Origin of the sequence: Pseudomonas sp. NPDC089918, from assembly GCF_050280605.1 — a bacterium.
Classification (GTDB): domain Bacteria; phylum Pseudomonadota; class Gammaproteobacteria; order Pseudomonadales; family Pseudomonadaceae; genus Aquipseudomonas.
This window is the reverse complement of the sequence record NZ_JBNNVP010000004.1, coordinates 97,357-124,303: the sequence shown is the minus strand read 5'-3', so window position 1 is coordinate 124,303 and position 26,947 is coordinate 97,357. Positions and strand designations below refer to the sequence as shown.

At 59.7% G+C, this 26,947-nt stretch carries 26 protein-coding genes; 11 read left to right on the top strand and 15 right to left on the bottom strand.

Features of this window, described 5'->3' with window-relative positions:
* Nucleotides 1-3 precede the first annotated feature (3 nt).
* The 4 genes from murA (at nt 4) to hisC (ending at nt 4,552) form a co-directional block, all read left to right on the top strand.
* A complete protein-coding gene (murA, locus tag ACQKPC_RS04695) occupies nt 4-1,269 on the top strand; it encodes a UDP-N-acetylglucosamine 1-carboxyvinyltransferase (RefSeq protein ID WP_008070575.1) in 1,266 nt (421 codons plus the stop codon).
* Nucleotides 1,270-1,397: 128 nt separating this feature from the next.
* On the top strand, nt 1,398-2,033 hold the full coding sequence (gene hisG, locus ACQKPC_RS04690) for an ATP phosphoribosyltransferase (protein WP_007901570.1): 636 nt from the start codon (nt 1,398-1,400) through the stop codon (nt 2,031-2,033).
* Between the two features lie 126 nt (nt 2,034-2,159).
* Nucleotides 2,160-3,497 (top strand): histidinol dehydrogenase, encoded by a 1,338-nt coding sequence (hisD, locus tag ACQKPC_RS04685; protein ID WP_427623336.1) that lies wholly within the window; start codon nt 2,160-2,162, stop codon nt 3,495-3,497.
* A 2-nt stretch (nt 3,498-3,499) separates the two neighbouring features.
* Nucleotides 3,500-4,552, top strand: coding sequence for a histidinol-phosphate transaminase (gene hisC, locus ACQKPC_RS04680; RefSeq protein ID WP_427623334.1), 1,053 nt, complete (start codon nt 3,500-3,502; stop codon nt 4,550-4,552).
* Nucleotides 4,553-4,670: 118 nt separating this feature from the next.
* On the opposite strand, the gene ACQKPC_RS04675 is transcribed toward hisC, so the two are convergent.
* From ACQKPC_RS04675 to algW, 3 genes are all read right to left on the bottom strand, one after another.
* Nucleotides 4,671-5,390 carry a DUF4198 domain-containing protein gene (locus tag ACQKPC_RS04675; protein WP_427623332.1) on the bottom strand — a complete coding sequence of 240 codons (720 nt, stop codon included), beginning with the start codon at nt 5,388-5,390 and terminating at the stop codon, nt 4,671-4,673.
* A gap of 13 nt (nt 5,391-5,403) precedes the next feature.
* Nucleotides 5,404-7,509: a TonB-dependent siderophore receptor gene (locus ACQKPC_RS04670; protein WP_427623331.1), complete on the bottom strand. Its 2,106-nt coding sequence runs from the start codon at nt 7,507-7,509 to the stop codon at nt 5,404-5,406.
* A gap of 122 nt (nt 7,510-7,631) precedes the next feature.
* Nucleotides 7,632-8,789: a Do family serine endopeptidase AlgW gene (gene algW, locus ACQKPC_RS04665; RefSeq protein WP_427623330.1), complete on the bottom strand. Its 1,158-nt coding sequence runs from the start codon at nt 8,787-8,789 to the stop codon at nt 7,632-7,634.
* 103 nt (nt 8,790-8,892) lie between these two features.
* Here algW and ACQKPC_RS04660 point away from each other — a divergent pair, with 103 nt between their 5' ends.
* The 3 genes from ACQKPC_RS04660 to cysN all read left to right on the top strand — a co-directional run bounded on the left by ACQKPC_RS04660 (nt 8,893) and on the right by cysN (nt 12,726).
* The gene (locus ACQKPC_RS04660) at nt 8,893-9,651 is read left to right on the top strand and encodes a Nif3-like dinuclear metal center hexameric protein (RefSeq protein ID WP_018927191.1); all 759 of its coding nucleotides are present in this window, start codon (nt 8,893-8,895) and stop codon (nt 9,649-9,651) included.
* A 249-nt stretch (nt 9,652-9,900) separates the two neighbouring features.
* On the top strand, nt 9,901-10,818 hold the full coding sequence (cysD, locus tag ACQKPC_RS04655; RefSeq protein WP_008008639.1) for a sulfate adenylyltransferase subunit CysD: 918 nt from the start codon (nt 9,901-9,903) through the stop codon (nt 10,816-10,818).
* Nucleotides 10,819-10,827: 9 nt separating this feature from the next.
* Nucleotides 10,828-12,726 carry a sulfate adenylyltransferase subunit CysN gene (cysN, locus tag ACQKPC_RS04650; RefSeq protein ID WP_427623328.1) on the top strand — a complete coding sequence of 633 codons (1,899 nt, stop codon included), beginning with the start codon at nt 10,828-10,830 and terminating at the stop codon, nt 12,724-12,726.
* Between the two features lie 185 nt (nt 12,727-12,911).
* On the opposite strand, the gene ACQKPC_RS04645 is transcribed toward cysN, so the two are convergent.
* From ACQKPC_RS04645 to ACQKPC_RS04635, 3 genes are read right to left on the bottom strand one after another with little or no spacing between them, the layout of a single operon-like run.
* Nucleotides 12,912-13,817, bottom strand: coding sequence for an acyltransferase (locus ACQKPC_RS04645; protein WP_427623326.1), 906 nt, complete (start codon nt 13,815-13,817; stop codon nt 12,912-12,914).
* Nucleotides 13,818-15,917 (bottom strand): phosphate acetyltransferase, encoded by a 2,100-nt coding sequence (pta, locus tag ACQKPC_RS04640; RefSeq protein WP_123499023.1) that lies wholly within the window; start codon nt 15,915-15,917, stop codon nt 13,818-13,820.
* 60 nt (nt 15,918-15,977) lie between these two features.
* Entirely contained in the window at nt 15,978-16,316 is a 339-nt protein-coding gene (locus ACQKPC_RS04635) for a DUF3565 domain-containing protein (RefSeq protein WP_427623323.1), read from the bottom strand.
* Between ACQKPC_RS04635 and ACQKPC_RS04630 the strand changes: the two genes are divergently transcribed.
* The 3 genes from ACQKPC_RS04630 (at nt 16,285) to ACQKPC_RS04620 (ending at nt 18,644) form a co-directional block, all read left to right on the top strand.
* Complete coding sequence (locus ACQKPC_RS04630; protein ID WP_007901600.1) at nt 16,285-16,770, top strand: FKBP-type peptidyl-prolyl cis-trans isomerase; 486 nt, start codon at nt 16,285-16,287, stop codon at nt 16,768-16,770. The two genes, ACQKPC_RS04635 and ACQKPC_RS04630, sit on opposite strands and share 32 nt — an antisense overlap.
* 123 nt (nt 16,771-16,893) lie before the next feature.
* Nucleotides 16,894-17,376 (top strand): glutathione peroxidase, encoded by a 483-nt coding sequence (locus ACQKPC_RS04625; RefSeq protein WP_427623321.1) that lies wholly within the window; start codon nt 16,894-16,896, stop codon nt 17,374-17,376.
* A gap of 164 nt (nt 17,377-17,540) precedes the next feature.
* Nucleotides 17,541-18,644: an NADH:flavin oxidoreductase gene (locus ACQKPC_RS04620; protein WP_008008644.1), complete on the top strand. Its 1,104-nt coding sequence runs from the start codon at nt 17,541-17,543 to the stop codon at nt 18,642-18,644.
* A 116-nt stretch (nt 18,645-18,760) separates the two neighbouring features.
* On the opposite strand, the gene ACQKPC_RS04615 is transcribed toward ACQKPC_RS04620, so the two are convergent.
* Together ACQKPC_RS04615 and cysZ are read right to left on the bottom strand one after the other, a co-directional pair.
* Nucleotides 18,761-19,960, bottom strand: coding sequence for a glycosyltransferase family 4 protein (locus ACQKPC_RS04615; protein WP_427623319.1), 1,200 nt, complete (start codon nt 19,958-19,960; stop codon nt 18,761-18,763).
* Nucleotides 19,961-20,000: 40 nt separating this feature from the next.
* On the bottom strand, nt 20,001-20,756 hold the full coding sequence (gene cysZ, locus ACQKPC_RS04610; RefSeq protein WP_008070554.1) for a sulfate transporter CysZ: 756 nt from the start codon (nt 20,754-20,756) through the stop codon (nt 20,001-20,003).
* A gap of 316 nt (nt 20,757-21,072) precedes the next feature.
* On the opposite strand from cysZ, the gene trxB reads away from it, so the two are divergent.
* Nucleotides 21,073-22,029 carry a thioredoxin-disulfide reductase gene (gene trxB / locus ACQKPC_RS04605; RefSeq protein ID WP_008070552.1) on the top strand — a complete coding sequence of 319 codons (957 nt, stop codon included), beginning with the start codon at nt 21,073-21,075 and terminating at the stop codon, nt 22,027-22,029.
* A 189-nt stretch (nt 22,030-22,218) separates the two neighbouring features.
* Here the strand turns inward: trxB and ACQKPC_RS04600 are convergent, their stop codons facing one another.
* The 7 genes from ACQKPC_RS04600 to ACQKPC_RS04570 all read right to left on the bottom strand — a co-directional run bounded on the left by ACQKPC_RS04600 (nt 22,219) and on the right by ACQKPC_RS04570 (nt 26,778).
* The gene (locus tag ACQKPC_RS04600; RefSeq protein ID WP_427623318.1) at nt 22,219-23,469 is read right to left on the bottom strand and encodes a 2-aminoadipate transaminase; all 1,251 of its coding nucleotides are present in this window, start codon (nt 23,467-23,469) and stop codon (nt 22,219-22,221) included.
* 270 nt (nt 23,470-23,739) lie between these two features.
* Complete coding sequence (locus tag ACQKPC_RS04595) at nt 23,740-24,078, bottom strand: HopJ type III effector protein (RefSeq protein WP_427623317.1); 339 nt, start codon at nt 24,076-24,078, stop codon at nt 23,740-23,742.
* Nucleotides 24,071-24,367: a DUF1244 domain-containing protein gene (locus tag ACQKPC_RS04590; protein WP_008070547.1), complete on the bottom strand. Its 297-nt coding sequence runs from the start codon at nt 24,365-24,367 to the stop codon at nt 24,071-24,073. Before ACQKPC_RS04590 ends, ACQKPC_RS04595 begins: the two co-directional genes overlap by 8 nt.
* Before the next feature lie 85 nt (nt 24,368-24,452).
* On the bottom strand, nt 24,453-24,824 hold the full coding sequence (gene folX / locus ACQKPC_RS04585) for a dihydroneopterin triphosphate 2'-epimerase (protein WP_427623316.1): 372 nt from the start codon (nt 24,822-24,824) through the stop codon (nt 24,453-24,455).
* Nucleotides 24,825-24,826: 2 nt separating this feature from the next.
* Nucleotides 24,827-25,402: a GTP cyclohydrolase I FolE gene (gene folE, locus ACQKPC_RS04580; RefSeq protein WP_123501388.1), complete on the bottom strand. Its 576-nt coding sequence runs from the start codon at nt 25,400-25,402 to the stop codon at nt 24,827-24,829.
* A 22-nt stretch (nt 25,403-25,424) separates the two neighbouring features.
* The gene (gene folM, locus ACQKPC_RS04575; RefSeq protein ID WP_427623315.1) at nt 25,425-26,135 is read right to left on the bottom strand and encodes a dihydromonapterin reductase; all 711 of its coding nucleotides are present in this window, start codon (nt 26,133-26,135) and stop codon (nt 25,425-25,427) included.
* A gap of 73 nt (nt 26,136-26,208) precedes the next feature.
* Nucleotides 26,209-26,778 (bottom strand): antibiotic biosynthesis monooxygenase, encoded by a 570-nt coding sequence (locus tag ACQKPC_RS04570; protein ID WP_427623314.1) that lies wholly within the window; start codon nt 26,776-26,778, stop codon nt 26,209-26,211.
* Between the last annotated feature and the right edge of the window lie 169 nt (nt 26,779-26,947).

Genomic DNA, 26,947 nt, shown 5'->3' with positions numbered 1-26,947 from the left:
CTTATGGATAAATTGATTATTACTGGTGGCGCTCGTCTTGATGGCGAGATTCGCATTTCCGGGGCAAAGAACTCTGCCCTGCCGATCCTGGCTGCCACCTTGCTGTGCGATGGCCCGGTGACCGTGGCCAACTTGCCGCACCTGCACGACATCACCACGATGATCGAGCTGTTCGGTCGCATGGGCATCGAGCCGGTGATCGACGAGAAGCTCAGCGTCGAAATCGACCCGCGCACCATCAAGACCCTGATCGCGCCGTACGAACTGGTGAAAACCATGCGTGCCTCGATCCTGGTGCTGGGCCCGATGGTTGCCCGTTTCGGTGAAGCCGAAGTCGCACTGCCTGGCGGTTGCGCCATCGGTTCGCGTCCGGTCGACCTGCACATCCGTGGCCTCGAAGCCATGGGCGCGGTCATCGACGTCGAAGGCGGCTACATCAAGGCCAAGGCCCCTGAAGGCGGCCTTCGCGGTGCGCACTTCTTCTTCGACACCGTCAGCGTGACCGGTACCGAAAACATCATGATGGCGGCCGCTCTGGCCAAGGGCCGTAGCGTTCTGGCCAACGCCGCTCGCGAGCCTGAAGTCGTCGACCTGGCGAACTTCCTGAACGCCATGGGCGCGAAGGTTTCCGGCGCCGGTACCGACACCATCACCATCGATGGCGTCGAGCGTCTGCACACCACCACTTACAAAGTGATGCCTGACCGCATCGAGACCGGCACCTACCTGGTGGCGGCGGCGGTGACCGGCGGTCGTGTGAAGGTCAAGGACACTGATCCGACCATCCTCGAAGCCGTTCTGGAAAAGCTCCGCGAATCGGGTGCTGAAATCACCTGCGGCGAAGACTGGATCGAGCTGAACATGCACGGCAAGCGGCCGAAAGCCGTCAACGTGCGGACCGCTCCATACCCGGCGTTCCCGACCGACATGCAGGCGCAGTTCATCTCCCTCAACGCCATTGCCGAAGGCACTGGTGCGGTGATCGAGACGATCTTCGAAAACCGCTTCATGCACGTTTACGAACTGCACCGCATGGGCGCTCATATCCAGGTCGAAGGCAACACCGCCATCGTCACCGGTATCGAGAAGCTCAAGGGCGCGCCAGTAATGGCCACCGACCTGCGTGCTTCGGCCAGCCTGGTGATCTCAGCGCTGATCGCCGAAGGCGATACCCTGATCGACCGCATCTACCACATCGACCGTGGTTACGAGTGCATCGAAGAGAAACTGCAGATGCTCGGCGCGAAGATCCGCCGCGTACCGGGCTAGTTTCTGCTGCATGGGCGCAAGGACGCGCCCGTTGATTTTGTTCAAGTCGGGGCTGGTAACGGCCTCGATGTATGTCCGGCGCCGTTTGCGACCGGGCATGAGTACCTTGATAAGGACTGACGTTTCCCATGTTGACCATCGCACTGTCCAAGGGCCGCATCCTTGACGACACCCTGCCGCTTCTGGCTGAAGCGGGTATCGTGCCGACCGAGAATCCGGACAAGAGCCGCAAGCTGATCATCCCCACAACCCAGGCCGATGTGCGCTTGCTGATCGTGCGCGCCACCGATGTGCCGACTTATGTCGAGCATGGTGCCGCGGACCTCGGCGTCGCCGGTAAAGATGTGCTGATGGAATATGGCGGCCAGGGTCTGTACGAGCCTCTGGATCTGCGAATTGCCCTCTGCAAGCTGATGACCGCCGGCCGTGTCGGCGATGTCGAGCCCAAGGGGCGTCTGCGGGTGGCGACCAAATTCGTCAACGTCGCCAAGCGTTACTATGCCGAGCAAGGCCGTCAGGTCGACATCATCAAGCTCTACGGCTCGATGGAGCTGGCGCCGCTAATCGGTCTGGCGGACAAGATCATCGACGTAGTCGACACCGGTAACACTCTGCGTGCCAATGGCCTGGAGCCCCAGGATTTCATTGCCGACATCAGCTCCCGGCTGATCGTCAACAAAGCTTCGATGAAAATGCAGCACGCCCGAATCCAGGCGTTGATCGACACCCTGCGCAAAGCAGTGGAGTCTCGACACCGCGGCTGATTCACCCGCGCGACCTTGAGTCGCGCCCGTCTATCCGCCTCATAGCCAGAATTCTCAGGTGCCCAAGCGGAAACGACTGCTAAGTTAGGGCGCCTGAGTTTTTGCCATTCCTATGAGGCTCTCGCTATGACCGCACCGACTGCAATTCGCCGACTCAACGCTGCTGACCCGGATTTCGCACATCATCTGGATCATCTGCTGAGCTGGGAAAGTGTGTCTGACGACTCGGTCAATCAGCGGGTGCTGGACATCATCAAGGCTGTGCGCGAACGCGGCGACGCGGCACTGGTGGAATTCACTCAGAAGTTCGACGGCCTGCAAGTCGCCTCCATGGCAGACCTGATCCTGCCGCGTGAACGCCTGGAACTGGCCCTGACCCGCATCACCGCGCCTCAGCGTGAAGCCTTGGAAAAAGCCGCGACTCGCGTGCGCAGCTACCACGAAAAACAGAAGCAGGATTCCTGGAGCTACACCGAAGCCGATGGCACGGTGCTGGGCCAGAAGGTCACGCCGCTGGATCGCGCCGGTCTGTATGTGCCGGGCGGCAAGGCGTCGTACCCGTCTTCGGTGCTGATGAACGCGATTCCGGCCAAGGTTGCAGGCGTGAGCGAAGTGGTCATGGTCGTGCCGACTCCGCGAGGCGAGATCAACGAGCTGGTGCTGGCCGCGGCCTGCATTGCCGGGGTTGACCGGGTGTTCACCATCGGCGGCGCCCAGGCAGTTGCGGCGCTGGCTTACGGCACCGAAAGCGTTCCGAAGGTCGACAAAGTGGTCGGCCCTGGCAACATCTATGTCGCCACCGCCAAGCGCCACGTGTTCGGTCAGGTCGGCATCGACATGATCGCCGGCCCCTCCGAGATCCTCGTGGTGTGTGACGGTCAGACCGATCCGGACTGGATTGCCATGGACCTGTTCTCCCAGGCCGAGCACGACGAAGACGCCCAGGCGATTCTGGTCAGCCCGGACGCCGAGTTCCTTGACAAGGTCGCCGCCAGCATCGCCAAACTGCTGCCGACCATGGAACGCGCCGAAATCATCGAAACCTCGATCAATGGTCGCGGAGCGCTGATCAAGGTTCGCGACATGGAACAAGCGATTGAAGTCGCCAACCGTATCGCGCCGGAACACCTGGAGCTGTCGGTTGCCGATCCGCAGGCCTGGTTGCCGCAGATCCGCCACGCCGGCGCGATCTTCATGGGCCGTCACACGTCCGAAGCTTTGGGCGATTACTGTGCCGGCCCGAACCACGTGTTGCCGACGTCGGGCACTGCGCGCTTCTCCTCCCCGCTGGGTGTTTACGACTTCCAGAAACGTTCGTCGATCATCTTCTGCTCCGAGCAGGGTGCCTCCGAACTGGGCAAAACCGCTTCCGTGCTGGCCCGTGGCGAGTCGCTGACCGCTCACGCGCGGAGCGCCGAATACCGCATCGTTGACGAAGACTTTCTTCAAGAGCAGGGCAACTGAACATGAGTAAATTCTGGAGTCCCTTCGTCAAGAGTCTGGTGCCTTACGTGCCGGGCGAGCAGCCGAAGCTGGCAAAACTGGTGAAGCTCAACACCAACGAAAACCCATACGGTCCATCGCCCAAAGCGCTGGCCGCGATGCAGACCGAACTGAACGATAACCTGCGTCTTTACCCGGACCCGAACAGCGACCTGCTCAAGCAGGCTGTTGCCAGGTACTACGGCGTGCAGGGCAATCAGGTGTTCCTCGGCAACGGTTCCGATGAAGTCCTGGCGCACATTTTCCACGGTTTGCTGCAACACGATCAGCCGCTGCTATTCCCGGATATCAGCTACAGCTTCTACCCGGTTTACTGCGGGCTGTACGGCATTGCATTCGACGCGGTGCCGCTGGATGAGCAATTCCAGATCAACCCGGCGGACTACGCCAAGCCGAACGGCGGGATCATTTTCCCCAACCCGAACGCGCCGACCGGTTGCCTGCTGGCGCTGGACGCGGTTGAGCAAATCCTCAAGGCCAGCCCGGATTCGGTGGTCGTGGTGGATGAGGCTTACATTGATTTCGGTGGTGAAACGGCGATCACGCTGGTGGACCGTTATCCGAACCTGCTGGTGACTCAGACCCTGTCCAAGTCCCGTTCACTGGCGGGCCTGCGGGTTGGTCTGGCGGTGGGGCATCCGGATCTGATCGAGGCGCTGGAGCGGATCAAGAACAGCTTCAACTCCTACCCGCTGGATCGACTGGCGATTGTGGGGGCTGCGGCGGCGTTCGAGGATCGTGAGTATTTCGACAAGACCTGCCGGTTGGTCATCGACAGTCGCGAAAAGGTGGTCGCGCAGCTGGAGGCAAAGGGGTTTGAGGTGTTGCCGTCGGCGGCGAACTTCATTTTCGCCCGTCACCCGAAGCACGATGCGGCAGGGCTGGCGGCGAAGTTGCGCGAACAGGGCGTAATCGTTCGGCACTTCAAGCAGGAGCGGATTGCCCAGTTCCTGCGGATTTCCATCGGCGCGCCGGAGCAGAATCAGGCGCTGATCGACGGCCTCGGCGACCTGTAAGGCTTCCCCGATCCTGTGGGAGCGAGCCTGCTCGCGATGAGGCCATAACATTCAGCATTGATGTTGAATGCAAGACCGCTATCGCGAGCAGGGCTCGCTCCCACAAGGGGGCTGTGGGTTACTCGTGATGCGCTTCGCCCAGGAAGGTCAGCGACGTGAACAACCCGCGCGTCGCGACATCCGGGTTGTCCTTCAGCGCAATCTCCATCTGCGCCGCAATCACATTCAACCCTTCATTACGCACCAATACTTGCGCCCGACCCTCTGCATCGGTCTCGGTGCTTAACGTATTCGGCGCGCTGCGATAGTCGCCCACCAACTTCACGCCCGCCGCCGGCTTACCGTCCAGCAGCACCCGAACCGGCAACGACTTGCCCGGCCCCACGGTTAGCGGATCAACCTCCGGCAGAATCAGCAGTTTCATCTGATCGAGCTTCGGCAGCTTCGTCCCCGGCTGGTAGATCGCCAGGCTGTACTTGAAGGTCTGGGTCGACTCAATGGCCCCCGGTACTTTGCTGCGCCCTTCGTTGATCCATTTCTTATCCGCCGTCTGCGACCACATGCCATTGTTCAGCGCCACGGCCATCACCGCCGGTGGTTTCAACGGTTGCAGGCGGGCGTGGTCGGCCAGCCGTTGCACGTTCACCGGGATCATTTTTCCGGCTACGTCATAGGCCCACGCGCCGCTGATTTTCTGTGCCTTGAAGGCGTTGTCTTCGGCACCGTGGCCGTAGATGACTTCGATGTTGCCGCGACGTTCTTCGGTCCAGAGACCGTGGGCCGAGACTTGGCCGGCACACAACAGACTGAGTAGCGCCAGGGATTTTAGGTGTCGCATGGTGGACGTCCTTTTACAGGTTGAGTGTCAGACTGACGGTGAAATTGCGCGGCTCTCCGGGGTTGACCCAGTAGTTGCTGTAGGAGCGCTCGAAGTATTTCTCGTCGAAAAGATTGTTCAGGTTCAGGCCCACGGTGACGTTTTCGCTGGCCTTGTAATGGGCCAGCAGGTCGACGGAGTGGTAGGCCGGCAGTTCGAAGTCGCTGCCGGCTTCACCCGAGCGATCGCCGACATAAGTGAACGCTGCACCAAGGTCCGAACCGCGCAAATAGCCGTCCTGAAATTCATAAACACCCAACAGACTGCCGCTGCGTTTGGCCACGCCAAGAATTCGGCTGCCAGTGGGAATGACCTTGTCGCCCTGGGTGACTTCGGCGTCGATGTACGCGAAAGCACCGATTACTCGCACGGCATCGGTTACTTGCCCGGTGACTTGCAGGTCGACACCCTGGCTGCGGGCCTTGCCCATGGCGCGACTGGAATCGGTGCTGGGATCAAGCGCCAGGACGTTTTCCTTTTCGATATGGAAGGCGGCGAGGGTGGTGCTCAAGCGCTCATCGAACAGCTCGCTCTTGATCCCGACTTCATAACCGACGCCTTCTTCCGGGTTGAAGGATTTGCCGGCGGCGTCCAGACCGTTGTTCGGTTTGAACGAGGTGGAGGCGTTGGCGAACAAGCCCACTTCGGGCGTCATCTGGTAGAGCAGGCCGGCCCGCTGGGTCAGGGCATCGTGGCGCTGGCGGCTGGTGGCGTTGCGGCTGTGATCGTTGATGCTTTGTTCGAAATGCTCAAAGCGCGCACCGAGCATGCCGCGCAGTTTGTCGGTGAAGACGATCTGGTCCTGAAGGTTCAGTGCCTGACTTTCGACGTGCTCGAAGAAGTCGGTCCCGGAGCGTGCGCCATTGGGTTTCGGCTGGCCGTAGATCGGTCGATAGATATCGATGGCGTACGGGCCGCCGGCAATGGTCGTGACCCGTTCGTTCTTGCGGAAATTCTCGTATTCGCTGCCAATTAGTAGTTCGTGTTGCCAGCTGCCGATGTCGAACAAACCACGCAGTTCGAGTTGGGTGATGCTGTCATGCCAGTTGGTATCGCGCTCGCGATAGCGACGGTTGATGGTGTGGCCGTCGGCGTTCAATGGACGGTTTTCGGAGGCGAAGCCCCAGAGCTTGCCTTCCTTGTAATGGCTGGCGAGGCGTAGTTTCCAGCGGTCGTTGAGCTGATGTTCGAGGGCGGCTTGCAGCAGATTGTTATGGTTGTCGATGTTGCCGTCGTTGGGTTCACCAAGGAAGGTCGAACGGGAGACACCGCTCCATTTATTGTTCGGCGCGACGATACCGCGATCGAAGGTCGAGCTGTGGCGCACGAACTCGCTCTCCACCAACAGGCTGGTGTCCGGGTTCAGTTGCCAGCTGAAGGAGGGCGCAACGAACACACGCTGGCTGTCGACGTGATCGCGGAAGCTGTGGTTGTCCTCGACGGCCAGGTTCACCCGGGACAGAACGTTGCCGTCATCATCCAGCGGTGTGTTGGCGTCCACGGCGGTGCGATAGCGATCCCAACTGCCGGCGCTGGTTTGCAGTGTGGTGAAGGCTTCGGGCTGGGGTTTCTTGGTGACGATGTTCACCGTGCCGCCCGGATCGCCACGACCATAGAGGCTGGCGGCCGGGCCTTTGAGCACTTCGATGCGTTCGATGTTGGCCACGTCCGGCGTGCTTGGATAGCCACGGTTGGCGCTGAAACCGTCCTTGTAGAACTCCGACGTGGTGAAGCCGCGCACGCTGTATTCGTAGAGCGTCAGGCCGCCGAAATTGTTCTGTTTAGACACGCCACCGGCAAATTCCAGTGCGCGTTCGACGCTGGTGCTACCCAAGTCCTTGAGCACACTGACGGGAATCACACTGATCGATTGCGGGATATCGCGAAGGGCGGTGTCGGTTTTGGTGGCGCTGGAGGAGCGTGTGGCGCGGTAACCGTTGACCGGGCCGGTGGGGGATTCGTAGTCGGAGGTGACGCTGATGGCGTCCAGTTCAACGGTTTGCGATTCTTCGGCAAAGACCGGATCCCCCAGCAAACCGAGGGCCAGGCCTGCGAGGGAAGCCATTGTTCGAGACGACATGTTATGTTGTTCCAATAGTAGTATTGAAACAATATAACATGCCTAATGAGAATGTATTCGTTTAAGGCTAGCTGTCTCTGTGCTTTCAAAGACCTCGAAAAGATCGCAGCCTTCGGCAGCTCCTACTCTTCTTTTTCCTTGATCGGCGCGGGTGGCGGACGCAGACCGATTTCTGCCGTGAGCTTGAGCTCTTTACCGTTGCGCATCACCTGAATGGTGACCTTGTCGGTCGGCTTGATCCGTGCCACCTGGTTCATCGAACGGCGACCGTCGCCGGCCGGTTCACCGTCGATGCTAAGGATCACGTCGCCCAGTTGCAGGCCGGCCTTTTGCGCCGGGCCGTCACGGAAAATCCCCGCGACCACAATCCCCGGACGTCCCGACAGACCAAACGATTCCGCCAGTTCCTGACTCAACGGTTGTACTTCGATGCCGAGCCAGCCGCGAATCACCTGGCCGTGTTCGATGATCGACTTCATCACTTCCATCGCCAATTTGACCGGGATCGCGAAGCCGATGCCCTGAGAACCGCCGGACTTGGAGAAGATCGCCGTGTTGATGCCGGTCAGGTTGCCATTGGCGTCCACCAGTGCACCGCCGGAGTTGCCGGGGTTGATCGCGGCATCGGTCTGGATGAAGTCTTCGTAGTTGTTCAGCCCCAGCTGATTGCGCCCGGTGGCGCTGATGATGCCCATGGTCACGGTCTGGCCGACGCCGAAGGGGTTGCCGATGGCCAAGGCCACGTCGCCGATGCGGATATTGTCGGAACGGCCGACGGTGATCGATGGCAGGTTTTTCAGGTCAATCTTCAATACCGCGAGGTCAGTTTCCGGGTCGCTGCCGATGACCCGGGCCAGGGTTTCACGGCCATCCTTGAGCGCCACCACGATCTGGTCGGCACCGCTGGTCACGTGGTTGTTGGTCAGCAGATAACCTTCCGGGCTCATGATCACGCCCGAACCGAGGCTCGACTCCATGCGCTTCTGCTTGGGCGAGTTGTCGCCGAAGAAGCGGCGGAACTGCGGATCTTCGAACAGCGGATGGCTGGGCTTGTTGACCACTTTGGTGGTGTACAGATTGACCACCGACGGCGCGGCCGTGGTCACCGCGTCGGCATAGGACACCGGGCCCTGCTGCAGACCGATGGTTTGCGGGGCTTGCTGCAGATTCACGTCCAGGCTCGGTAGCCCGACCCATTGCGGATAACGCTGCATAATCAATAGAGCGATAAGCACGCCGGCCAACAGCGGCCAGCCGGAAAAACGCAGCGCCTTGAGCATTAAGCAAGTCCTACAGAGGTTGCAGGCGGTGTGAGACCGCCCATAATGTCGCGCATTATACGAGGCCAAGCGCGCCTCTGAATGGGATATTTAGGAGTCTTTTATGGCCGTCGCCCTGAGCACCCTGGTCGAAGAAGCCGACCGCTACCTGGCAAGTGCGAAGATCGCCGATTACTGCCCCAACGGTTTGCAGGTCGAAGGCCGGCCGCAAGTGATGCGCATCGTCAGCGGTGTAACCGCCAGCCAGGCGTTGCTGGACGCGGCGGTGGAAGCCCAGGCCGATCTGGTGCTGGTGCATCACGGCTATTTCTGGAAAGGCGAAAACCCGTGCATCACCGGCATGAAGCAGCGCCGGTTGAAAACCTTGCTCAAGCACGATATCAGCCTGCTGTCCTATCACTTGCCGCTGGATCTGCACCCGGAAGTTGGTAATAACGTGCAGCTTGCCCGGCAACTGGACATCACCGTCGAAGGCCCGCTGGATCCGGACAATCTGAAAATCGTTGGCCTGGTCGGCTCGTTGAGCGAACCGATGACCCCTCGCGATTTCGCCCGTCGCGTGCAGGAAGTCATGGGGCGCGAGCCATTGCTGATCGAAGGCAGCGAGATGATTCGTCGGGTCGGCTGGTGCACCGGTGGTGGCCAAGGGTACATTGATCAGGCGGTGTTGGCCGGCGTTGATCTGTACCTCAGCGGCGAGGCCTCCGAGCAGACGTTCCACAGCGCCCGGGAAAACGACATCAGCTTCATCGCCGCCGGCCATCACGCCACCGAGCGTTACGGCGTGCAGGCTTTGGGCGATTACCTGGCGCGACGTTTCGCCCTCGAGCACATCTTTATTGATTGCCCGAACCCTATCTGAATCACCCCATATCCACTGTGGGAGCGAGCCTGCTCGCGATGGCTACGTCACATTCGACATTGATGTGACTGACACACCGCTATCGCGAGCAGGCTCGCTCCCACAGGACCCAGTACACCCGAACAGGCAGGTATATTCATATACCCTTTCGATCTAGCCAGCGTCCTGATTAGAAGAGGGCGCTGTGCTAGGATTCCCCGCTCGAACACGGCCCGCAGGCCGTCCATAAGATCGTTTTCGTGAGTAGCCATGGTCGACAAACTGACGCATCTGAAACAGCTGGAGGCCGAAAGCATCCACATCATCCGCGAGGTCGCCGCCGAGTTCGATAACCCGGTGATGCTGTACTCCGTCGGTAAAGACTCCGCCGTGATGCTGCACCTGGCACGCAAGGCATTCTTCCCGGGCAAACTTCCGTTTCCGGTGATGCACGTCGACACCCAGTGGAAGTTCAAGGAAATGTACGCGTTCCGCGACCGCATGGTCGAAGAACTCGGTCTGGACCTGCTGGTGCATGTGAATCCCGAGGGTGTTGCACAGGGTATCAACCCGCTCACCCACGGCAGTGCCAAGCACACCGATATCATGAAGACCGAAGGCCTCAAGCAGGCTCTCGACAAGTACGGCTTCGATGCCGCATTCGGTGGCGCCCGTCGCGACGAAGAGAAATCCCGTGCTAAAGAGCGCGTGTATTCCTTCCGTGACACCAAGCACCGCTGGGACCCGAAAAACCAGCGTCCCGAGTTGTGGAACGTCTACAACGGCAAGGTCAACAAGGGCGAATCGATCCGTGTTTTCCCGTTGTCGAACTGGACCGAACTGGACATCTGGCAGTACATCTACCTCGAAGGTATCCCGATCGTGCCGCTGTATTTCGCCGCCGAGCGCGACGTTATCGAGATGAATGGCACCTGGATCATGATCGACGACGAGCGCCTGCTCAATCACCTGAGCGACGAAGACAAGGCGCGCATCGTCAAGAAGAAGGTCCGTTTCCGTACGCTGGGCGACTACCCGTTGACCGGTGCGGTCGAGTCCGAGGCCACCAGCCTGACCGACATCATTCAGGAAATGCTCCTGACGCGAACTTCCGAACGCCAGGGCCGAGTCATCGATCACGATGGCGCAGGTTCGATGGAAGAAAAGAAACGTCAGGGTTATTTCTAAGGGGTTGTCATGTCGCACGCATCTGATTTGATCAGCGAGGACATCCTCGCCTATCTGGGCCAGCACGAACGCAAGGAAATGCTGCGCTTTCTTACCTGTGGCAACGTCGACGACGGCAAGAGCACCCTGATCGGGCGTCTGCTGCACGACTCCAAGATGATCTACGAAGATCACCTGGAAGCCATTACCCGCGACTCGAAAAAAGTCGGCACCACCGGTGAAGACATCGACCTGGCATTGCTGGTCGACGGCTTGCAGGCCGAGCGTGAGCAGGGCATCACCATTGATGTCGCCTACCGCTATTTCTCCACCGCCAAGCGCAAGTTCATCATCGCCGATACCCCCGGCCATGAGCAGTACACCCGCAACATGGCCACCGGTGCCTCCACCTGTGACCTGGCGATCATCCTGGTCGACGCCCGTTACGGCGTGCAGACCCAGACCCGTCGCCACAGCTTTATCGCCTCGTTGCTGGGCATCAAGCACATCGTTGTCGCCATCAACAAGATGGACCTCAACGGCTTCGACGAAAGCGTGTTCGAGTCGATCAAGGCCGATTACCTGAAGTTCGCCGAAGGCATCGCGTTCAAGCCGACCACCATGGCGTTCGTGCCGATGTCCGCGCTCAAGGGCGACAACGTGGTGAACAAGTCCGAGCGCTCGCCGTGGTACACCGGCCAGTCGCTGATGGAAATCCTCGAAACCGTCGAAATCGCCAGCGACCGCAACTACACCGACCTGCGTTTCCCGGTGCAGTACGTCAACCGTCCGAACCTGAACTTCCGTGGTTTTGCCGGCACCCTGGCCAGCGGCATCGTGCACAAGGGCGACGAAGTCGTTGTGTTGCCGTCGGGCAAGAGCAGCCGCGTGAAATCCATTGTCACCTTCGAAGGTGAACTGGAGCATGCAGGTCCCGGTCAAGCCGTGACGCTGACCATGGAAGACGAAATCGACATCTCCCGCGGCGACTTGCTGGTGCATGCCGACAACCAGCCGCAAGTGACTGACGCCTTCGACGCCATGCTGGTGTGGATGGCCGAAGAACCGATGCTGCCGGGCAAGAAATACGACATCAAGCGCGCCACGACTTACGTGCCGGGTTCGATCACCAGCATCGTCAATCGCGTGGACGTGAACACCCTGGCCGAAGGTCCCGCCAGCTCGCTGCAGCTGAACGAGATCGGTCGGGTCAAGATCAGCCTCGACGCGGCCATCGCGCTGGACGGTTACGACAGCAACCGCACCACCGGTTCGTTTATCGTCATCGATCGACTGACCAACGGTACGGTCGCGGCCGGCATGATCATCGCCCAGCCGTTGAGCCATGGCACCAGTACCCACCACGGCAAACTGGCTCACGTGGCTACCGAAGAACGTGCCCAGCGTTTTGGTCAGCAACCGGCCACCGTGTTGTTCAGCGGCCTGTCGGGCGCTGGCAAAAGCACCCTGGCCTATGCGGTTGAACGCAAGCTGTTCGACTTGGGCCGTGCGGTGTTTGTACTCGATGGCCAGAACCTGCGTCACGACCTGAACAAAGGTCTGCCACAGGATCGCGCCGGGCGTACCGAAAACTGGCGTCGCGCAGCGCACGTTGCGCGTCAGTTCAACGAAGCGGGTCTGTTGACCTTGGCAGCCTTTGTTGCGCCGAGTGCTGAAGGTCGTGAGCAAGCCAAGGATCTGATCGGCAAGGAGCGTCTGCTGACGGTCTACGTCCAGGCCTCTCCGACGGTGTGTGCTGAGCGTGATCCGCAAGGTCTGTATGCGGCGGCCGGGGATAACATCCCGGGCGAATCCTTCCCGTACGACGTGCCACTGAATGCCGATCTGGTGATCGACACCCAGTCGCTGTCGCTGGAAGAAAGCGTCAAGCAAGTGCTGGATCTGCTGCGTAAACGTGGCGCGATCTAAGCGTTAGCCGCTAATAAAAAACCCGCCGATGAGTGATCATCGGCGGGTTTTTTTGTGTCTGGGAGGACGCCTTCGCGAGCAAGCCCGCTCCCACAGTGGATTTTTGTCATACACAAAATTTGTGTCTCAAGAAGATCCAATGTGGGAGCGGGCTTGCTCGCGAAGAGGCCGGAACAGACGCCGAACTACTGCGCTGGATACTCACGGTGCATCTGCCCCAGCAACGCATCCTTGTCATTCCACAGCTGATTGATCCAACCCTGAAACTCGATCCGATACACCCCATCCTGGTCGTAGTTCTTGCCGACGAACTGCGGTGGAATCTTCAGCTCCTGAAAATGCACCACCACATCCTTCACGTTCCCACAGAGCAAATCCCAATAACCCGGCCGCCCGGCCGGATAGTGAATGGTCACGTTGACGATGGCTTCCAGCTGGTCGCCCATGGCATCCAGCACGAAGGCAATGCCACCCGCTTTCGGCTTGAGCAGGTAGCGGAACGGTGAGCTCTGCTGTACGTGCTTGCCCTCGGTGAAGCGCGTGCCTTCGACGAAGTTGAAAATCCCCACCGGGTTATTGCGGAACTTGTCGCAGGTCTTGCGGGTGGTTTCCAGGTCTTTGCCTTTCTTCTCCGGGTGCTTTTCCAGATAGGCCTTGGAGTAACGCTTCATGAACGGAAAACCGAGCGCCCACCACGCCAGACCAATCACCGGTACCCAGATCAGTTGCTGTTTGAGGAAGAACTTCAGCGGGCGAATCTTCCGGTTCAGCACGTATTGCAACACCATGATGTCGACCCAGCTCTGGTGGTTGCTGGTGATCAGGTACGAGTGCTGATAGTCCAGACCTTCCAGCCCGCTGAGCTGCCAGCGCGTGTGCCCGAGCAGGTCCATCCAGGCCTTGTTGTTGCTGATCCAGGCTTCGTGGATATGGCTCATCAGCCAATCGGTAAAACGTTGGGCGGCGGGGAAGGGCAGCAGCAGTTTGAAAATCGCTACGATGAACAGCGGCGTGCAGCAGACAATCGTGTTCAGCGCCAACAACAGCGAGGCGATCACGCCGCGCACGGGTGCAGGTAGAAAATCCAGCATTTAAACATCCAAAGGTCGGTTGGCAGCTTGAATCGCGGTCAACGCGATGGTGTAGACGATGTCGTCGACCTGCGCGCCGCGCGGCAGGTCATTCACTGGTTTGCGCAGGCCTTGCAGCATCGGCCCGAGGCTGACGCAGTCTGCGCTGCGCTGCACGGCTTTGTGGGTGGTGTTGCCGGTGTTCAAGTCGGGGAACACGAACACCGTGGCACGCCCGGCGACCTGACTGTTCGGCGCCAGTTGCCGGGCAACGGTTTCGTTGGCGGCGGCGTCGTATTGCAATGGGCCGTCGATCAGTAGCGAGTTCTGTTGTTCATGGGCGAGCAACGTCGCTTCGCGCACCTTCTCGACTTCTTCGCCGCTAGCCGATTCACCGCTGGAGTAGCTGATCATCGCCACGCGCGGGGTGATGCCGAAGGCGGCTGCCGAGTCGGCGCTTTGCAGCGCGATCTCGGCCAGTTCGCTGGCGCTCGGGTGCGGGTTCATTACGCAGTCGCCGTAGACCAGCACTTCCTCGGGGAAGAGCATGAAGAACACTGACGACACCAGCGTGCAGCCCGGCGCGGTCTTGATCAGTTGCAGGGCCGGGCGGATGGTGTTGGCGGTGGAGTGAATGACCCCGGACACGAGGCCGTCCACTTCATCCAGCGCCAGCATCATGGTGCCGATCACCACGGTGTCTTCCAGTTGTTGTTCGGCCATCGGCGCGTTGAGGCTTTTAGTCTTGCGCAGTGCAACCATTGGCTCGACGTAGCGTTCGCGAATCAGGTCCGGATCGAGGATTTCCAGCCCCGGCGGCAACTCGATGCCTTGGGCGCGGGCCACGGCTTCGACGTCCGCCGGTTTGGCCAGCAACACGCAACGGGCAATGCCGCGGGCCTGGCAGATCGCGGCGGCCTGCACGGTCAACGGCTCGCTGCCTTCGGGCAACACGATGCGCTTGTTGGCGGCCTGGGCGCGCTGGATCAGCTGGTAGCGGAACACCGCAGGCGACAGGCGCATTTCCCGTGGCGTGCCGCAGCGCTGGTGCAGCCAGTTGGCGTCGAGGTGGCTGGCGACGAAATCGGTGATGATTTCCGCACGTTCGCGGTCGTCGATCGGGATTTCCTTGTTCAAACTGTTCAACTGGTTGGCGGTGTCGTAGGAACCGGTGCTGACCGACAACACCGGCAAGCCGGCCTGCAAGGCGCCACGGCACAGATCCATGATGCGCGGGTCGGGAAGGGTGTCGCTGGTCAGCAACAGGCCGGCCAGGGGCACGCCGTTCATCGCCGCGAGGCTGACGGCGAGGATGATGTCGTCGCGATCGCCGGGGGTTACCACCAGCACACCAGGTTTGAGCAGCTCCACGGTGTTGCGCACGGTGCGGGCGCAGATGATGATGTTGGTCATGCGCCGGGTTTCATAGTCGCCGGCGTTGAGCACCTGAGCGCCCATCAGGTCGGCCACGTCACGGGTGCGCGGTGCGTTCAGTTCCGGTTGATACGGGATGCAGCCGAGCAGGCGGAAGTCGCCACTGCGCAGCAACGGCGAGTGTTCCTTCAGGCGCGAGGCGAAGGCCTCCATGCTTTCGTCGGTCTTGACCTTGTTGAGGATCACGCCCAGGACTTTCGGGTCTTTCGGCCCGCCGAACAATTGCGCCTGCAATTCCACCCGGCCGGACAATTCGGTCAGCACTTCGTTTTCCGGTGCCGAGACCAGAATCACATCGGCGTCCAGGCTCTTGGCCAAATGCAGGTTGACCCGCGCCGCGTAACTGGCGCTGCGGGTCGGGACCATGCCTTCGACAATCAGCACGTCCTTGCCGACAGCGGCTTGCTGATAAAGGGTGATGATTTCTTCGAGCAGTTCGTCCAGCTGACCGTCGCCGAGCATTCGCTCAACGTGGGCCAGGCCCAGTGGCTGAGGCGGTTTCAAACCGTGGGTGCGGGCCACCAGTTCGGTGGAGCGTTCAGGGCCCGTGTCACCCGGGTGCGGCTGGGCAATCGGTTTGAAAAAGCCGACTTTGAGACCGGCCCGCTCAAGCGTACGCACCAGCCCGAGGCTGATGGAGGTCAGACCCACACCAAAATCGGTGGGCGCGATAAAAAAAGTTTGCATGCGGATTCTCTAAGGGTGCATGGCAATGGTGAGCGCCTATGGTTGGCGTTCTACCGAAATTCAGTCGTCAAGGTTATCGCTAACCGAGCCTTGTGCGCACCATCCGCAATCAAAGGGTTGGCCTATTTTTTCATTACGCAGCGAAGGGTCCAGCACCCAGGCCCGGGATTGCCACGGCGGCTGGTGCCGCAGGTGTTGGGTATGGCCGCAGGAAAGCTCGGCTACCCAGTGTCCGTCTTCATCCTGATGGAAGCCTGTGACCGTCGAGCCCTTTGCCGCACCCCGTCTGTCCGGGTTGTGTTCGCTTTCGGGCGATTGCTTCGCTAAACTTGGTCTTTCTATATTCTTATGCAAAAGGTCTCGCCCCATGCTGATCGCCGCCAATAAGGCTGTCTCCATCGACTATACCCTGACCAACGACGCTGGTGAGGTCATCGACAGCTCCGCCGGCGGCGCGCCGCTGGTCTACCTGCAAGGCGCAGGTAATATCATCCCGGGCCTGGAAAAGGCACTGGAAGGCAAAGCAGTCGGTGACGAACTGACTGTCGCCGTAGAACCTGAAGATGCCTACGGCGAATACGCTGCCGAACTGGTCAGCACTTTGAGCCGCAGCATGTTCGAAGGCGTTGACGAGCTGGAAGTAGGCATGCAGTTCCACGCATCCGCTCCGGACGGCCAGATGCAGATCGTCACCATTCGTGATCTGGACGGCGACGATGTTACTGTCGACGGCAACCACCCGTTGGCCGGTCAGCGCCTGAATTTCCAGGTCAAGATCATCGACATCCGTGACGCCAGCCAGGAAGAAATCGCTCATGGTCACGTCCATGGCGAAGGTGGCCATCACCACTGATTTTCTGCGCTAAGCTTTCGAGAGCTGGAGAGGCGCCCGAGGGCGCCTTTTTAGTCCGCGGCTGTCCTTGATGGCACCGCCAAGTGGCTGTTTTGAGAAGAACACTGGAATTTGGAGTTCGTCATGAGTGCTTTTCACGACCTTAAACTGACAGCCCTGGATGGTCAGGAGCTACCTTTGGCGCCCTTCAAGGGGCGTGTCGTGCTGGTGGTCAACGTTGCCTCCAAATGTGGTTTGACACCACAGTACGCGGCGCTGGAAAACCTCTACCAGCAATACAAGGACAAGGGTTTCAGTGTGCTGGGCTTGCCATGCAACCAGTTTGCCGGGCAGGAACCGGGTACCGAGCAGGAGATCCAGGCGTTCTGCAGCCTCAACTATGGCGTGACCTTTCCGTTGTCCAGCAAGCTGGAAGTCAACGGTCATGAGCGTCATCAGTTGTATCGTCTGCTGGCGGGCGAAGGCGCGGAATTTCCGGGCGACATCACCTGGAACTTCGAGAAATTCCTGCTGGGTAAGGATGGTCGCGTGTTGGCGCGATTCTCGCCGCGTACGGCGCCGGATGATCCCACCGTTGTTCATGCGATTGAAAAAGCGCTGAGCTGAAAATCAAAATCAAAAGATCGCAGCCTTCGGCAGCTCCTACGCGCCGCCGAAGGCTGCGATCTTTTCGTTTCTAATCCTTAATCACTTAAATCAATAGTGCTGTTCAAGGCTTGGCAGTCTCCATATTATCGCTGTCATAAAGTCTATGCCCCGTGGAGCGTCCCATGCCTGTCAAAGCCCTGTTCAAGCCTTTTCACCTAGGCGCTCTCGAGTTGCCGACCCGCGTCGTCATGGCGCCGATGACCCGCTCGTTTTCGCCGGGCGGCGTGCCCAATTCCAAAGTGATCGAGTACTACCGTCGTCGCGCCGCTGCCGGGGTTGGGCTGATCATCACCGAAGGCACCACCGTTGGTCACAAGGCCTCCAACGGCTATCCGAACGTGCCGCACTTCTACGGTGAAGCGGCATTGGCCGGCTGGAAGAAAGTCGTCGATGCGGTGCATGCCGAGGGCGGGAAAATCGTTCCGCAACTGTGGCATGTGGGCAGCGTGCGCCGCATCGGCACCGAGCCGGACGCCAGCGTGCCGGGTTACGGTCCGTCGGAAAAATTGAAGGACGGTCAGGTCGTGGTTCACGGCATGACCAAGGAAGATATCCAGGACGTGATTGCCGCGTTCGCCCAAGCCGCCAAGGATGCTCAGAGCATCGGTATGGACGGCGTGGAAATCCACGGTGCCCACGGTTATCTGGTAGACCAGTTCTTCTGGGAAGGCAGCAATCAGCGCACTGACGAATACGGTGGCAGCTTGGCGAACCGTTCGCGCTTCGCCATCGAACTGATTCAGGCGGTGCGTGCAGCGGTCGGTGAGGGTTTCCCGATTATCTTCCGTTTCTCGCAGTGGAAGCAGCAGGATTACACCGCGCGCCTGGTGCAGACGCCAGAGGCGTTGGGTGAGTTCCTCAAGCCGTTGTCCGACGCTGGCGTGGATATTTTCCACTGCTCGACACGCCGTTTCTGGGAGCCGGAGTTCGACGGTTCCGAGCTGAACCTGGCCGGCTGGACCCGCAAACTCACCGGCAAGCCAACCATCACCGTCGGCAGCGTCGGCCTGGATGGCGAGTTCCTGCAATTCATGGTCAACACCGACAAGATCGCCCAACCGGCCAGCCTGGAAAAACTGCTGGAGCGGTTGAATAACGATGAATTCGATCTGGTGGCCGTGGGGCGTGCGTTGCTGGTGGATCCGGACTGGGCGCAGAAAGTGCGCGACGGTCGTGAGCAGGACATTCTGCCATTCAGCCGTGAGGCTTTGATGACGCTGGTTTAAGTAGCGTCTGGAAGGGCCCCATCGCGGGCAAGCCCGCTCCCACAGTGTTCTGCGCCACACACAAATCCTGTGGGAGCGGGCTTGCCCGCGATGATGGCCTCAAGGTCAGCAAAGATTCAGGGTAATGTCTGTGCATCAGGAACCACCTGCTCCCCAACACAAGCCCCCCGCAACTGTCCTTCAAACTGCTCGATAATCGCCGCCCAACCCTGACGACTCGCATGCTGGCGCGCATTAAGGCGCACGCAGCGCAAGGTTTCGCGCTCCTCCAGCAGCCAGCGTGCTGCATCGCAGAACGCCTCTTCATCCCCGGGCATGGCCAGTACGCCGTTGTAGCCATGGCGAATATGCTGGGCCGCCGCAGCCTGATCGTACGCCACCACCCCCAGCCCCGAAGCCAATGCCTCAAGCACCACATTGCCGAAGGTTTCGGTCAGGCTCGGAAACAGAAACACATCCCCCGACGCATAGTGACTGGCCAAGGCTTCGCCGCGTTGTGAGCCGCAGAAAATCGCTTCGGGCAATTCCTTCTCCAGCATCGATCGTTGCGGCCCATCACCGACCACAATCAATTTCATTTGTCGCTGTGGATAAGTGGCTTTCAGCGTGTCGAAACTGCGCTTGAGCAAGCCAAGATTCTTCTCTTGGGCCAGACGTCCTACGTGGATGAGGGCAATATCATCCTCGGTCAGTCCCCATTGCTCGCGCAACGATTTCAGCCGTTTGGCCGGATGAAACAACTGGCTGTCTACGCCTCGAGAGAGCAGCGCCAGGCGCTCGAAGCTGCGGCGTTCCAGCTCCAGTCGCTGGCTGGCGCTGGGCACCAGGGTCAGGGTCGAGCGATTGTGAAACCAGCGCAGGTAGTGAGTCAGCAAGCGCGTCAGCAGCCCGAGGCCGTACTGGCTGGAGTACTGCTGAAAATTGGTATGAAAGCCGCTGACCACCGAAATCCCCAAGCGCCGTGCCGCGCGCAACGCCGACAACCCCAGCGGTCCTTCGGTGGCGATGTACAACACATCCGGGCGATGCCGTTTCCAGCGCCGCAGCAGCTTGTGCATTGACGACTGACCCCATTGCAGGCCGGGATACCCCGGCAGCGGCCAGCCTCGACACAACAGCAACTCATCGTTGCTTCCGATAAGTGGGTCGCCACCCTGCCGTGGCCGCACCAACTCCACCTGATGCCCGCGTGCGCGCAAACCGTCGAACAAGCGGCCTAGGGTATTGGCCACGCCGTTGATTTCCGGTGGGAAGGTTTCGGTGATCAGGGTGATATGCAGAGTTGTCGTCATGACCTCAGTGTCGGCTGAGGCCATGTCGTCATTGTGACGGTGGGATGATGGATTTGTGACGCGATCAGCGGCGTTCTGCCACCAGATTTTCCGCCCCACGCTCACGTACCCAGAACAGCGTTGCACCGGCCACGGCCGCCGGCATCATCAGAATGTTGACCACCGGAATCAGCAACACCAGATACACGCTCCCGCCGAAGCCGAGGCTCTGCCAGCGCTTCTGCCGCAGCCAGGCGAGCATTTCGTTCCAGCCCAGTTTGTGGTTATCCGCCGGGTAATCGATGTACTGGATCGCCATCATCCACACCCCGAACAGCAGCCACAGCGGCGCGGCGATGATGTTGACCACCGGGATCAACGACAGGATGAACAGCCCGATGGCCCTGGGCAGGAAGTAGCCGAGTTTGCGCATTTCCCGGGACAGGGTGCGCGGGATCATGGCGATCAGTTCGCCCCAGCTGAAGGCCGGGAAGTCGTCGGTGCCGCGTACCACCACTTCGACTTTCTCCGCGAGGAAGCCATTGAACGGCGCGGCGATGATGTTGGCGAGCATGGTGAAGGTGAAAAACACCATCAACACGACCAACACGACGAAAATCGGCCAGAGGATGTAGCTCAGAAAGCTCAGCCAATCGGGCAGGGATGGCATCAGCGTATCGACCCACATACTGAACTGATGGCCAGCCAGATAGATCAATCCGACGAACAGCACCAGGTTGATCGCCAGCGGCAACAACACGAACAAGCGCAGGCTGGGACTCAGGACCAGCTTGAGGCCCTCGCGCAGGTATTGCGGGCCAGACAGAACGGGGGCGGGCATAACGTGCTCCGGGCAAAGGGTAAACGCGCCGACCTTACCGGCTTTGCCTGACAGGCGAAAGCGCGGTAGTGGCATCGACATTAACTGTAACAAAGGCGTCTATATGTTCACCTCGATGGGATAGAGACCGCCTATGAGCTGGATTGTTAAACCGTATTTCCTTAATCTTCGCCCCCTCGATACGCTGCACCCATTCTTTTTACAGGACTGTCGAGCCCAAGCCTTCCCCAAGTGCTTTCAACGGTCCTTTTTTATTCCCGCCGGCAATCCGGCGTTCCGCGCCTAGTGTTTCGGGCCCGGTCAACAGGAGCAGGTCATGTCTGAAGTTCGTCATTCGCGAGTGATTATTCTCGGTTCCGGCCCTGCCGGTTACAGCGCTGCGGTCTACGCCGCCCGTGCCAACCTCAAGCCACTGCTGATCACTGGCATGCAGGCTGGCGGTCAACTGACCACCACCACCGAAGTCGACAACTGGCCGGGCGACGTTCACGGCCTGACCGGCCCGGCGCTGATGGAGCGGATGAAAGAACACGCCGAGCGTTTTGAAACCGAGATCGTGTTCGATCACATCAATGCCGTGGACTTCGCCGCCAAGCCATACACCTTGATTGGCGACAGCGCGACTTACACCTGCGACGCACTGATCATCGCCACCGGCGCCAGCGCCCGCTACCTGGGTCTGCCGTCGGAAGAAACGTTCATGGGCAAAGGCGTTTCGGCCTGTGCGACATGCGACGGTTTCTTCTATCGCAACAAGCCCGTGGCTGTGGTCGGTGGCGGTAATACGGCTGTGGAAGAAGCCCTGTACCTGGCCAACATCGCCAGCACCGTCACCTTGATCCACCGTCGCGAAACGTTCCGCGCCGAGAAGATCCTGATCGACAAGCTCAATGCCCGGGTTGCCGAAGGCAAGATTGTCCTGAAGCTGAACTCGACCCTGGACGAAGTGCTGGGCGACAACATGGGCGTGACCGGTGCTCGCCTGAAGAACAACGATGGCAGCTTCGACGAGCTGAAAGTCGACGGCGTGTTCATCGCCATCGGCCACACCCCGAACACTTCATTGTTCGAAGGTCAGCTGACGTTGAAAGACGGCTACCTGGTTGTGCAGGGCGGCCGTGACGGCAACGCCACTGCGACCAACCTCGAAGGCATCTTCGCTGCCGGTGACGTGGCTGACCACGTTTACCGTCAGGCCATCACCTCGGCCGGCGCCGGTTGCATGGCGGCACTGGATGCCGAGCGTTACCTCGACGATCTGCAGAACGCTTGATTCTGATTCTGTAGAAAGCAAAAAACCGGCTTCGGCCGGTTTTTTTGTGCCCGCGATTTATTGCCGAACAAAGTACCTGTGGGAGCGAGCCTGCTCGCGATAGCGGTGTATCAGTCGACATCAAGATTGAATGGTAAATCGCTATCGCGAGCAGGCTCGCTCCCACATGGGACTGTGTGGGCTTTGGGATCAGGACAATTTCGCCAGGCACGACTCAAGAATATCCAGTCCTTCCTCTAGCACGGAGGCCTCAGTGGTCAACGGCGCCAGCAGCCGAACGATGTGGCGCGATTTGCCGCTGGGCATCAGCAGCAAGCCCGAATCGCGCGCGAGGGCCAGCAGCTGTGTGAGTTGCGCCGAGGCCGGTGTGCCGTCGGCATTGATCAACTCGATGCCGCGCATGGCACCGACGCCGGTCAAACGACCCAGATACGGTGACAGTTCGCGGGCTCGCCAGGATTGATAGCGGCTGACAATCGCTTCTTCCTGTTGCGCACCCCAGGCGTGCAAATGCGCGTCAGTCATTTCGTCCAGGGTCGCCAATGCGGCGGCGCAAGCGATGGGGTTGCCCGAATAGGTGCCGCCCAATCCGCCTTTGGGCAAGTTATCCAGTAGCGACTTGCGCCCGACAACCGCCCCCAGCGGCACACCGCCGGCAATGCTTTTGCCCAGCAGGATCAGGTCCGGTTCAATACCCAATCGCGAGAACGCAAACCGCTGGCCGGTACGGCCGAAGCCGGACTGGATTTCATCGGCGATCAGGAGGATGCCTTTCTTGTCACAGAAATGCCGCAGCGCTTGGGCAAATTCCACATCCATCGCCAGGAAACCCGCTTCGCCCTGTACCGGTTCGACGATAAAACAGGCCACGTCATCAACGTCGATCTCGACGCTGAACAGCCGATCCATCGCCTTCAGGGCCTCGGCGCAGGTCACGTCATTGTCTTTGCTGGGGAAGGGCAGGTGGAACACCGGCCCCGGTAGCACACCGACTTTCTGCTTGTACGGCGCGACTTTGCCGTTGAGGTTGAGGGTGGCGAGTGTGCGACCGTGGAAGGCGCCGTCGAAGGCGATGACTGCCGTGCGACCGGTGGCGCCACGGACGATCTTCAGGGCGTTTTCCGCCGCTTCCGCACCGCTGTTGGTGAGCATGCCGCTGACCGGGTAATCCACCGGGATAAACGCCGTCAGGCGATCCATCAGTTCGAGGTAAGGCACATGCGGGGCGGCGTTGAACGCGTAGTGGGTCAGCCGGGTGGCTTGCTCGCGAATGGCCTCGACGATGCGCGGATGGCAGTGGCCGAGATTCAGCACGCCGATACCACCGACGAAATCGATGTAGCGTTTGCCATCGGTGTCCCAGACCTCGGCGTTTTTGCCGTGGCTGAGCGTGACGGGATGAACGATGTTGATTGACTGACTGATGTTTTCGCTGCTCATGGATACCGGACTCAGAAGAAGGGATGCTTCTTTTTATCTAAGCCGCGAGCAGAGGTGCCCGGCAAACGAAATAAAGTTGCCGGGTCAATATTAAAAGTCGGGATGTGGAGTCGGGATTGAAATATCAAAGATCAAAAGATCAAAAGATCGCAGCCTTCGGCAGCTCCTACAGAATTTGTGTCCGCCCGATATTTCATGGGTATACGCGATTCCAACGTAGGAGCTGCCGAAGGCTGCGATCTTTTGAATTTGATTTTGATCTTTAGCGAATCAGCGACGAGTCAGGGGCAGCTGCGAGAACTTCACACCGGCCAAGCCATGGGCGATCAACGCGCGGATATTGCCATGGTCGCTGCCTTCAGGCGTGGCCACTACCGAGCGGTAATGCTCGCCAAATGCCAACAGCGCTTCTTCATTGCTCAAGCCTTCCAGCAATGCCAGACCCAGGGTCTTGCACGAACCTTCGTTCTGCCCGGCGGCGTTTTCCACACCACCGTTATTGAACGACTGGGGCTGATAGTCGTAACCGGCAGCGATGAATGCCAAGGTATCGGCGAAAGCGTGTTCGCCGCTCTTGAGGCTGGCGCGCAGGGTGTTCAAATCACTCATTGGGTTTTCCTTTGGCGAACGCCGCTTGCTGGTCGGCGGTGGCTTCTTGCTGGTATTGGGCTTTCCACTCGGCGTACGGCATGCCGTAAACCACTTCGCGGGCTTCGTCGAGGCTGACGTCGATCTGGCGTTCGTCGGCGGCGGCCTTGTACCACTTGGACAGGCAGTTGCGGCAGAAACCCGAGAGGTTCATCAGGTCGATGTTCTGCACGTCCTTGCGGCTGTCCAGGTGGGCAACCAGCCGGCGAAAGGCGGCAGCTTCAAGTTCCAGGCGTTGTTGCTCGGTCATAAGGGGCTCTTTGAGACAGCTGCAAGCTGCAAGATGTGGTTTGCGGTGGCTTGTAGCTTACAGCTTGAAGCTTAAGGCTTGAAGCTTAGCGGCTTGCCGCGAGCGTAATTGATACCGACTCGGCAAAGCGCAAGGCATGGGGCTTGTCGACTTCGACTTCGGCGTACAGCACTGACTCGTTGATCATGATCAGGTCCAGCAATTCCTGGGTCAGGCGTTCGAGCAGGGCAAAGCGATTGCCCTCCACGTGGGCGATGATCGCCTTGGTGATGGTGCGGTAATTCAGCGCGTGATCGATATCGTTGTCACGCACTGCATCCTGGGCGGCGTACAGAATGGTCAGGTTGATCAGCACATCCTGCTTGTTGAGGATTTCGTCCTCGTTGATCCCGATGAAAGTTCGCAAACACAGGTCCTTGACCCGGATGCGTGCCATTCCTGGTTGAAGTTGTGGCATTGCTACTTGCTCCGTCCAATCAATTGCAGGAACTCCTGGCGGGTATTACTCGACTCGCGGAAGGCGCCGAGCATCACCGAGGTGTTCATGGTCGAATTCTGTTTTTCGACGCCGCGCATCATCATGCACATGTGCTGGGCTTCGATGACCACTGCGACACCGGCGGCGTCGGTCACTTGCTGCACGGCGTCGGCGATTTGCCGGGTGAGGTTTTCCTGGATTTGCAGTCGGCGGGCGAACATATCCACAAGCCGCGCAATCTTCGACAGGCCCAGCACCTTGCCCGTTGGAATATAAGCCACATGAGCCTTGCCGATGAAGGGCAGCATGTGATGTTCACAGAGCGAGTACAGCTCGATGTTGTCGACGATGATCATTTCATCGTTGTCTGAGGCAAACAGCGCGCCGTTGACGATCTCGTCGACACTTTGCTCGTAACCATGACACAGGTATTGCATCGCCTTGGCGGCGCGCACCGGGGTGTCTTGCAGCCCTTCGCGGTCGGGGTTTTCACCGAGGCCGATCAGAATCTCGCGATAGCTCTGGGACAAGGAGTTGTGTGGCGGGAATAACGTCATGGGACATCCTCGCGGGAGCGGCTTATTTGACATGCCGTCCGCCGTTGACGGTCAGGGTCGTGCCGGTGACATAAGGGTTGTCGAGCAAATAACGCAGGCTCTGGTAGATCACTTCGCTGCCGGGCTCGATGCCCAGTGCCGATTTGGCCAGAACCCTGGTGCGGTACGCCGCGTCGTCGTCGGGATTGAACAGTAGCAGGGCTGGCGCGATACCGTTGACCTTGATGCCTGGCGCGTACTTCGCGGCAAAGGACAGGGTCAGGCTGTCGAGCCCGGCTTTGCTGGCGCAGTAGCCGATATGCTTGCTGCTGCCCCTGCGGGTCACATCATCGCTGATGTGCACGATGTCGGCGGGACTTGAACGCCGTAGCAGGTCGGCACAGTGCAGGTTGATCAGGTAGGGCGCCAGCATATGCACGCTGAACATGCGGGTGAAAGCCGTGGCTTCGGTGCCCGGGGTTTCGGCCAGCCATTCGGAAGCGTTATGGACAACCGCCCGCAAACTGTCGGTGTGGTTTTTCAGTTCGCCGATGAACGCAAGGATGCCGGCCTCGCTGGAAAAGTCCGCAAACACCGCGGTCGCCCCCAGATCACGCAGGGTTTGCACACCAGGGCGTTCGCTGCGATAGCTGAAAATGACTGGATGGCCGTCTTCGAGCAAACGCTGCGCACAGTGCAGGCCAACACGCTGGCCGGCACCGGTGATGAGGATTGGGGCTGCGGTAGAGGTCATGAACGGCTCGCGTCGCGGTAAGAGCAAAACTATACCAGCGACGGGAGTTGATCACCTATTGTGGGAGCGGGCATCAGCGATGCTGGGTTGAGGGTTCGGCAGGCAACGGACGTGCAGATGGGGTATGCAGCCACCCGGCCAGCAGACGCGTCGACAGCGGAATGAAGAAATACACCATCAATGGCGTCAGGCACAGGGTGCTGACAAACACGCGGGTCAGCAAACCCGTTTCAGCCAGCAGCGGCCCCAATACAAAGTTGAACAACAGGGACACCGGAAAGAACGCCAGCCAGATGGCCACGGCCTGTTTCCAGCGTGGCAGACGCTGGCCGACCGCACCGAACCAGCCATCGATGCCACTGACCCGATGTTCCGAAGGATTGGCAAACAGATCACTGCCGCGCCCCAGCCAGGCAGTGCGCGAGGCGGAATGCTCCCAGGCGTGCATGGTCTGCTCGTCGGCGAAGCGGAAGATAATCTGGAACTCGTCATCATTGGGCGGCGGAGCCAGTACGCCAGAGCCCAGGTAACCGGGGAAATCGGTGGCCAGTTGTTCGCCTTCGCGCAACCAGGCCATCAGGTCCTGATAACGCCCATCGGCGACGCGACGCGCAACCATCAGGGTGACGGGTGAGGTAGACATTTTGTATCTCCGTAGGGCAAACGCGTCGCTCCGGATAAGAGCTTCGCCAGACACAGCGCCGGGGTGGTGGGCTGCGTCTCAAGACAAGCAAGGATTATTCCTGATTCTGTCTGGGACGTCTGTTCCAATTAGTTCAACAATGTGTTGATCACCACTGGGGCAGGAGCGT

Excerpts from the sequence above, each read along its gene's own strand:
- hisG (WP_007901570.1), top strand. The coding sequence starts at position 1,398 with ATGTTGACCATCGCACTGTCCAAGGGCCGCATCCTTGACGACACCCTG.
- ACQKPC_RS04570 (WP_427623314.1), bottom strand. The coding sequence starts at position 26,778 with ATGTCTACCTCACCCGTCACCCTGATGGTTGCGCGTCGCGTCGCCGAT.
- hisC (WP_427623334.1), top strand. The coding sequence starts at position 3,500 with ATGAGTAAATTCTGGAGTCCCTTCGTCAAGAGTCTGGTGCCTTACGTG.
- ACQKPC_RS04675 (WP_427623332.1), bottom strand. The coding sequence starts at position 5,390 with ATGCGACACCTAAAATCCCTGGCGCTACTCAGTCTGTTGTGTGCCGGC.
- ACQKPC_RS04670 (WP_427623331.1), bottom strand. The coding sequence starts at position 7,509 with ATGTCGTCTCGAACAATGGCTTCCCTCGCAGGCCTGGCCCTCGGTTTG.
- ACQKPC_RS04590 (WP_008070547.1), bottom strand. The coding sequence starts at position 24,367 with ATGACCGAGCAACAACGCCTGGAACTTGAAGCTGCCGCCTTTCGCCGG.
- ACQKPC_RS04625 (WP_427623321.1), top strand. The coding sequence starts at position 16,894 with ATGAGTGCTTTTCACGACCTTAAACTGACAGCCCTGGATGGTCAGGAG.
- hisD (WP_427623336.1), top strand. The coding sequence starts at position 2,160 with ATGACCGCACCGACTGCAATTCGCCGACTCAACGCTGCTGACCCGGAT.
- ACQKPC_RS04615 (WP_427623319.1), bottom strand. The coding sequence starts at position 19,960 with ATGGCCTCAGCCGACACTGAGGTCATGACGACAACTCTGCATATCACC.
- ACQKPC_RS04620 (WP_008008644.1), top strand. The coding sequence starts at position 17,541 with ATGCCTGTCAAAGCCCTGTTCAAGCCTTTTCACCTAGGCGCTCTCGAG.
- ACQKPC_RS04630 (WP_007901600.1), top strand. The coding sequence starts at position 16,285 with ATGCTGATCGCCGCCAATAAGGCTGTCTCCATCGACTATACCCTGACC.
- folX (WP_427623316.1), bottom strand. The coding sequence starts at position 24,824 with ATGCCACAACTTCAACCAGGAATGGCACGCATCCGGGTCAAGGACCTG.
- ACQKPC_RS04635 (WP_427623323.1), bottom strand. The coding sequence starts at position 16,316 with ATGGAGACAGCCTTATTGGCGGCGATCAGCATGGGGCGAGACCTTTTG.
- pta (WP_123499023.1), bottom strand. The coding sequence starts at position 15,917 with ATGCAAACTTTTTTTATCGCGCCCACCGATTTTGGTGTGGGTCTGACC.
- ACQKPC_RS04595 (WP_427623317.1), bottom strand. The coding sequence starts at position 24,078 with ATGAGTGATTTGAACACCCTGCGCGCCAGCCTCAAGAGCGGCGAACAC.
- cysN (WP_427623328.1), top strand. The coding sequence starts at position 10,828 with ATGTCGCACGCATCTGATTTGATCAGCGAGGACATCCTCGCCTATCTG.
- cysZ (WP_008070554.1), bottom strand. The coding sequence starts at position 20,756 with ATGCCCGCCCCCGTTCTGTCTGGCCCGCAATACCTGCGCGAGGGCCTC.
- trxB (WP_008070552.1), top strand. The coding sequence starts at position 21,073 with ATGTCTGAAGTTCGTCATTCGCGAGTGATTATTCTCGGTTCCGGCCCT.
- folE (WP_123501388.1), bottom strand. The coding sequence starts at position 25,402 with ATGACGTTATTCCCGCCACACAACTCCTTGTCCCAGAGCTATCGCGAG.
- algW (WP_427623330.1), bottom strand. The coding sequence starts at position 8,789 with ATGCTCAAGGCGCTGCGTTTTTCCGGCTGGCCGCTGTTGGCCGGCGTG.
- murA (WP_008070575.1), top strand. The coding sequence starts at position 4 with ATGGATAAATTGATTATTACTGGTGGCGCTCGTCTTGATGGCGAGATT.
- cysD (WP_008008639.1), top strand. The coding sequence starts at position 9,901 with ATGGTCGACAAACTGACGCATCTGAAACAGCTGGAGGCCGAAAGCATC.
- ACQKPC_RS04645 (WP_427623326.1), bottom strand. The coding sequence starts at position 13,817 with ATGCTGGATTTTCTACCTGCACCCGTGCGCGGCGTGATCGCCTCGCTG.
- ACQKPC_RS04660 (WP_018927191.1), top strand. The coding sequence starts at position 8,893 with ATGGCCGTCGCCCTGAGCACCCTGGTCGAAGAAGCCGACCGCTACCTG.
- folM (WP_427623315.1), bottom strand. The coding sequence starts at position 26,135 with ATGACCTCTACCGCAGCCCCAATCCTCATCACCGGTGCCGGCCAGCGT.
- ACQKPC_RS04600 (WP_427623318.1), bottom strand. The coding sequence starts at position 23,469 with ATGAGCAGCGAAAACATCAGTCAGTCAATCAACATCGTTCATCCCGTC.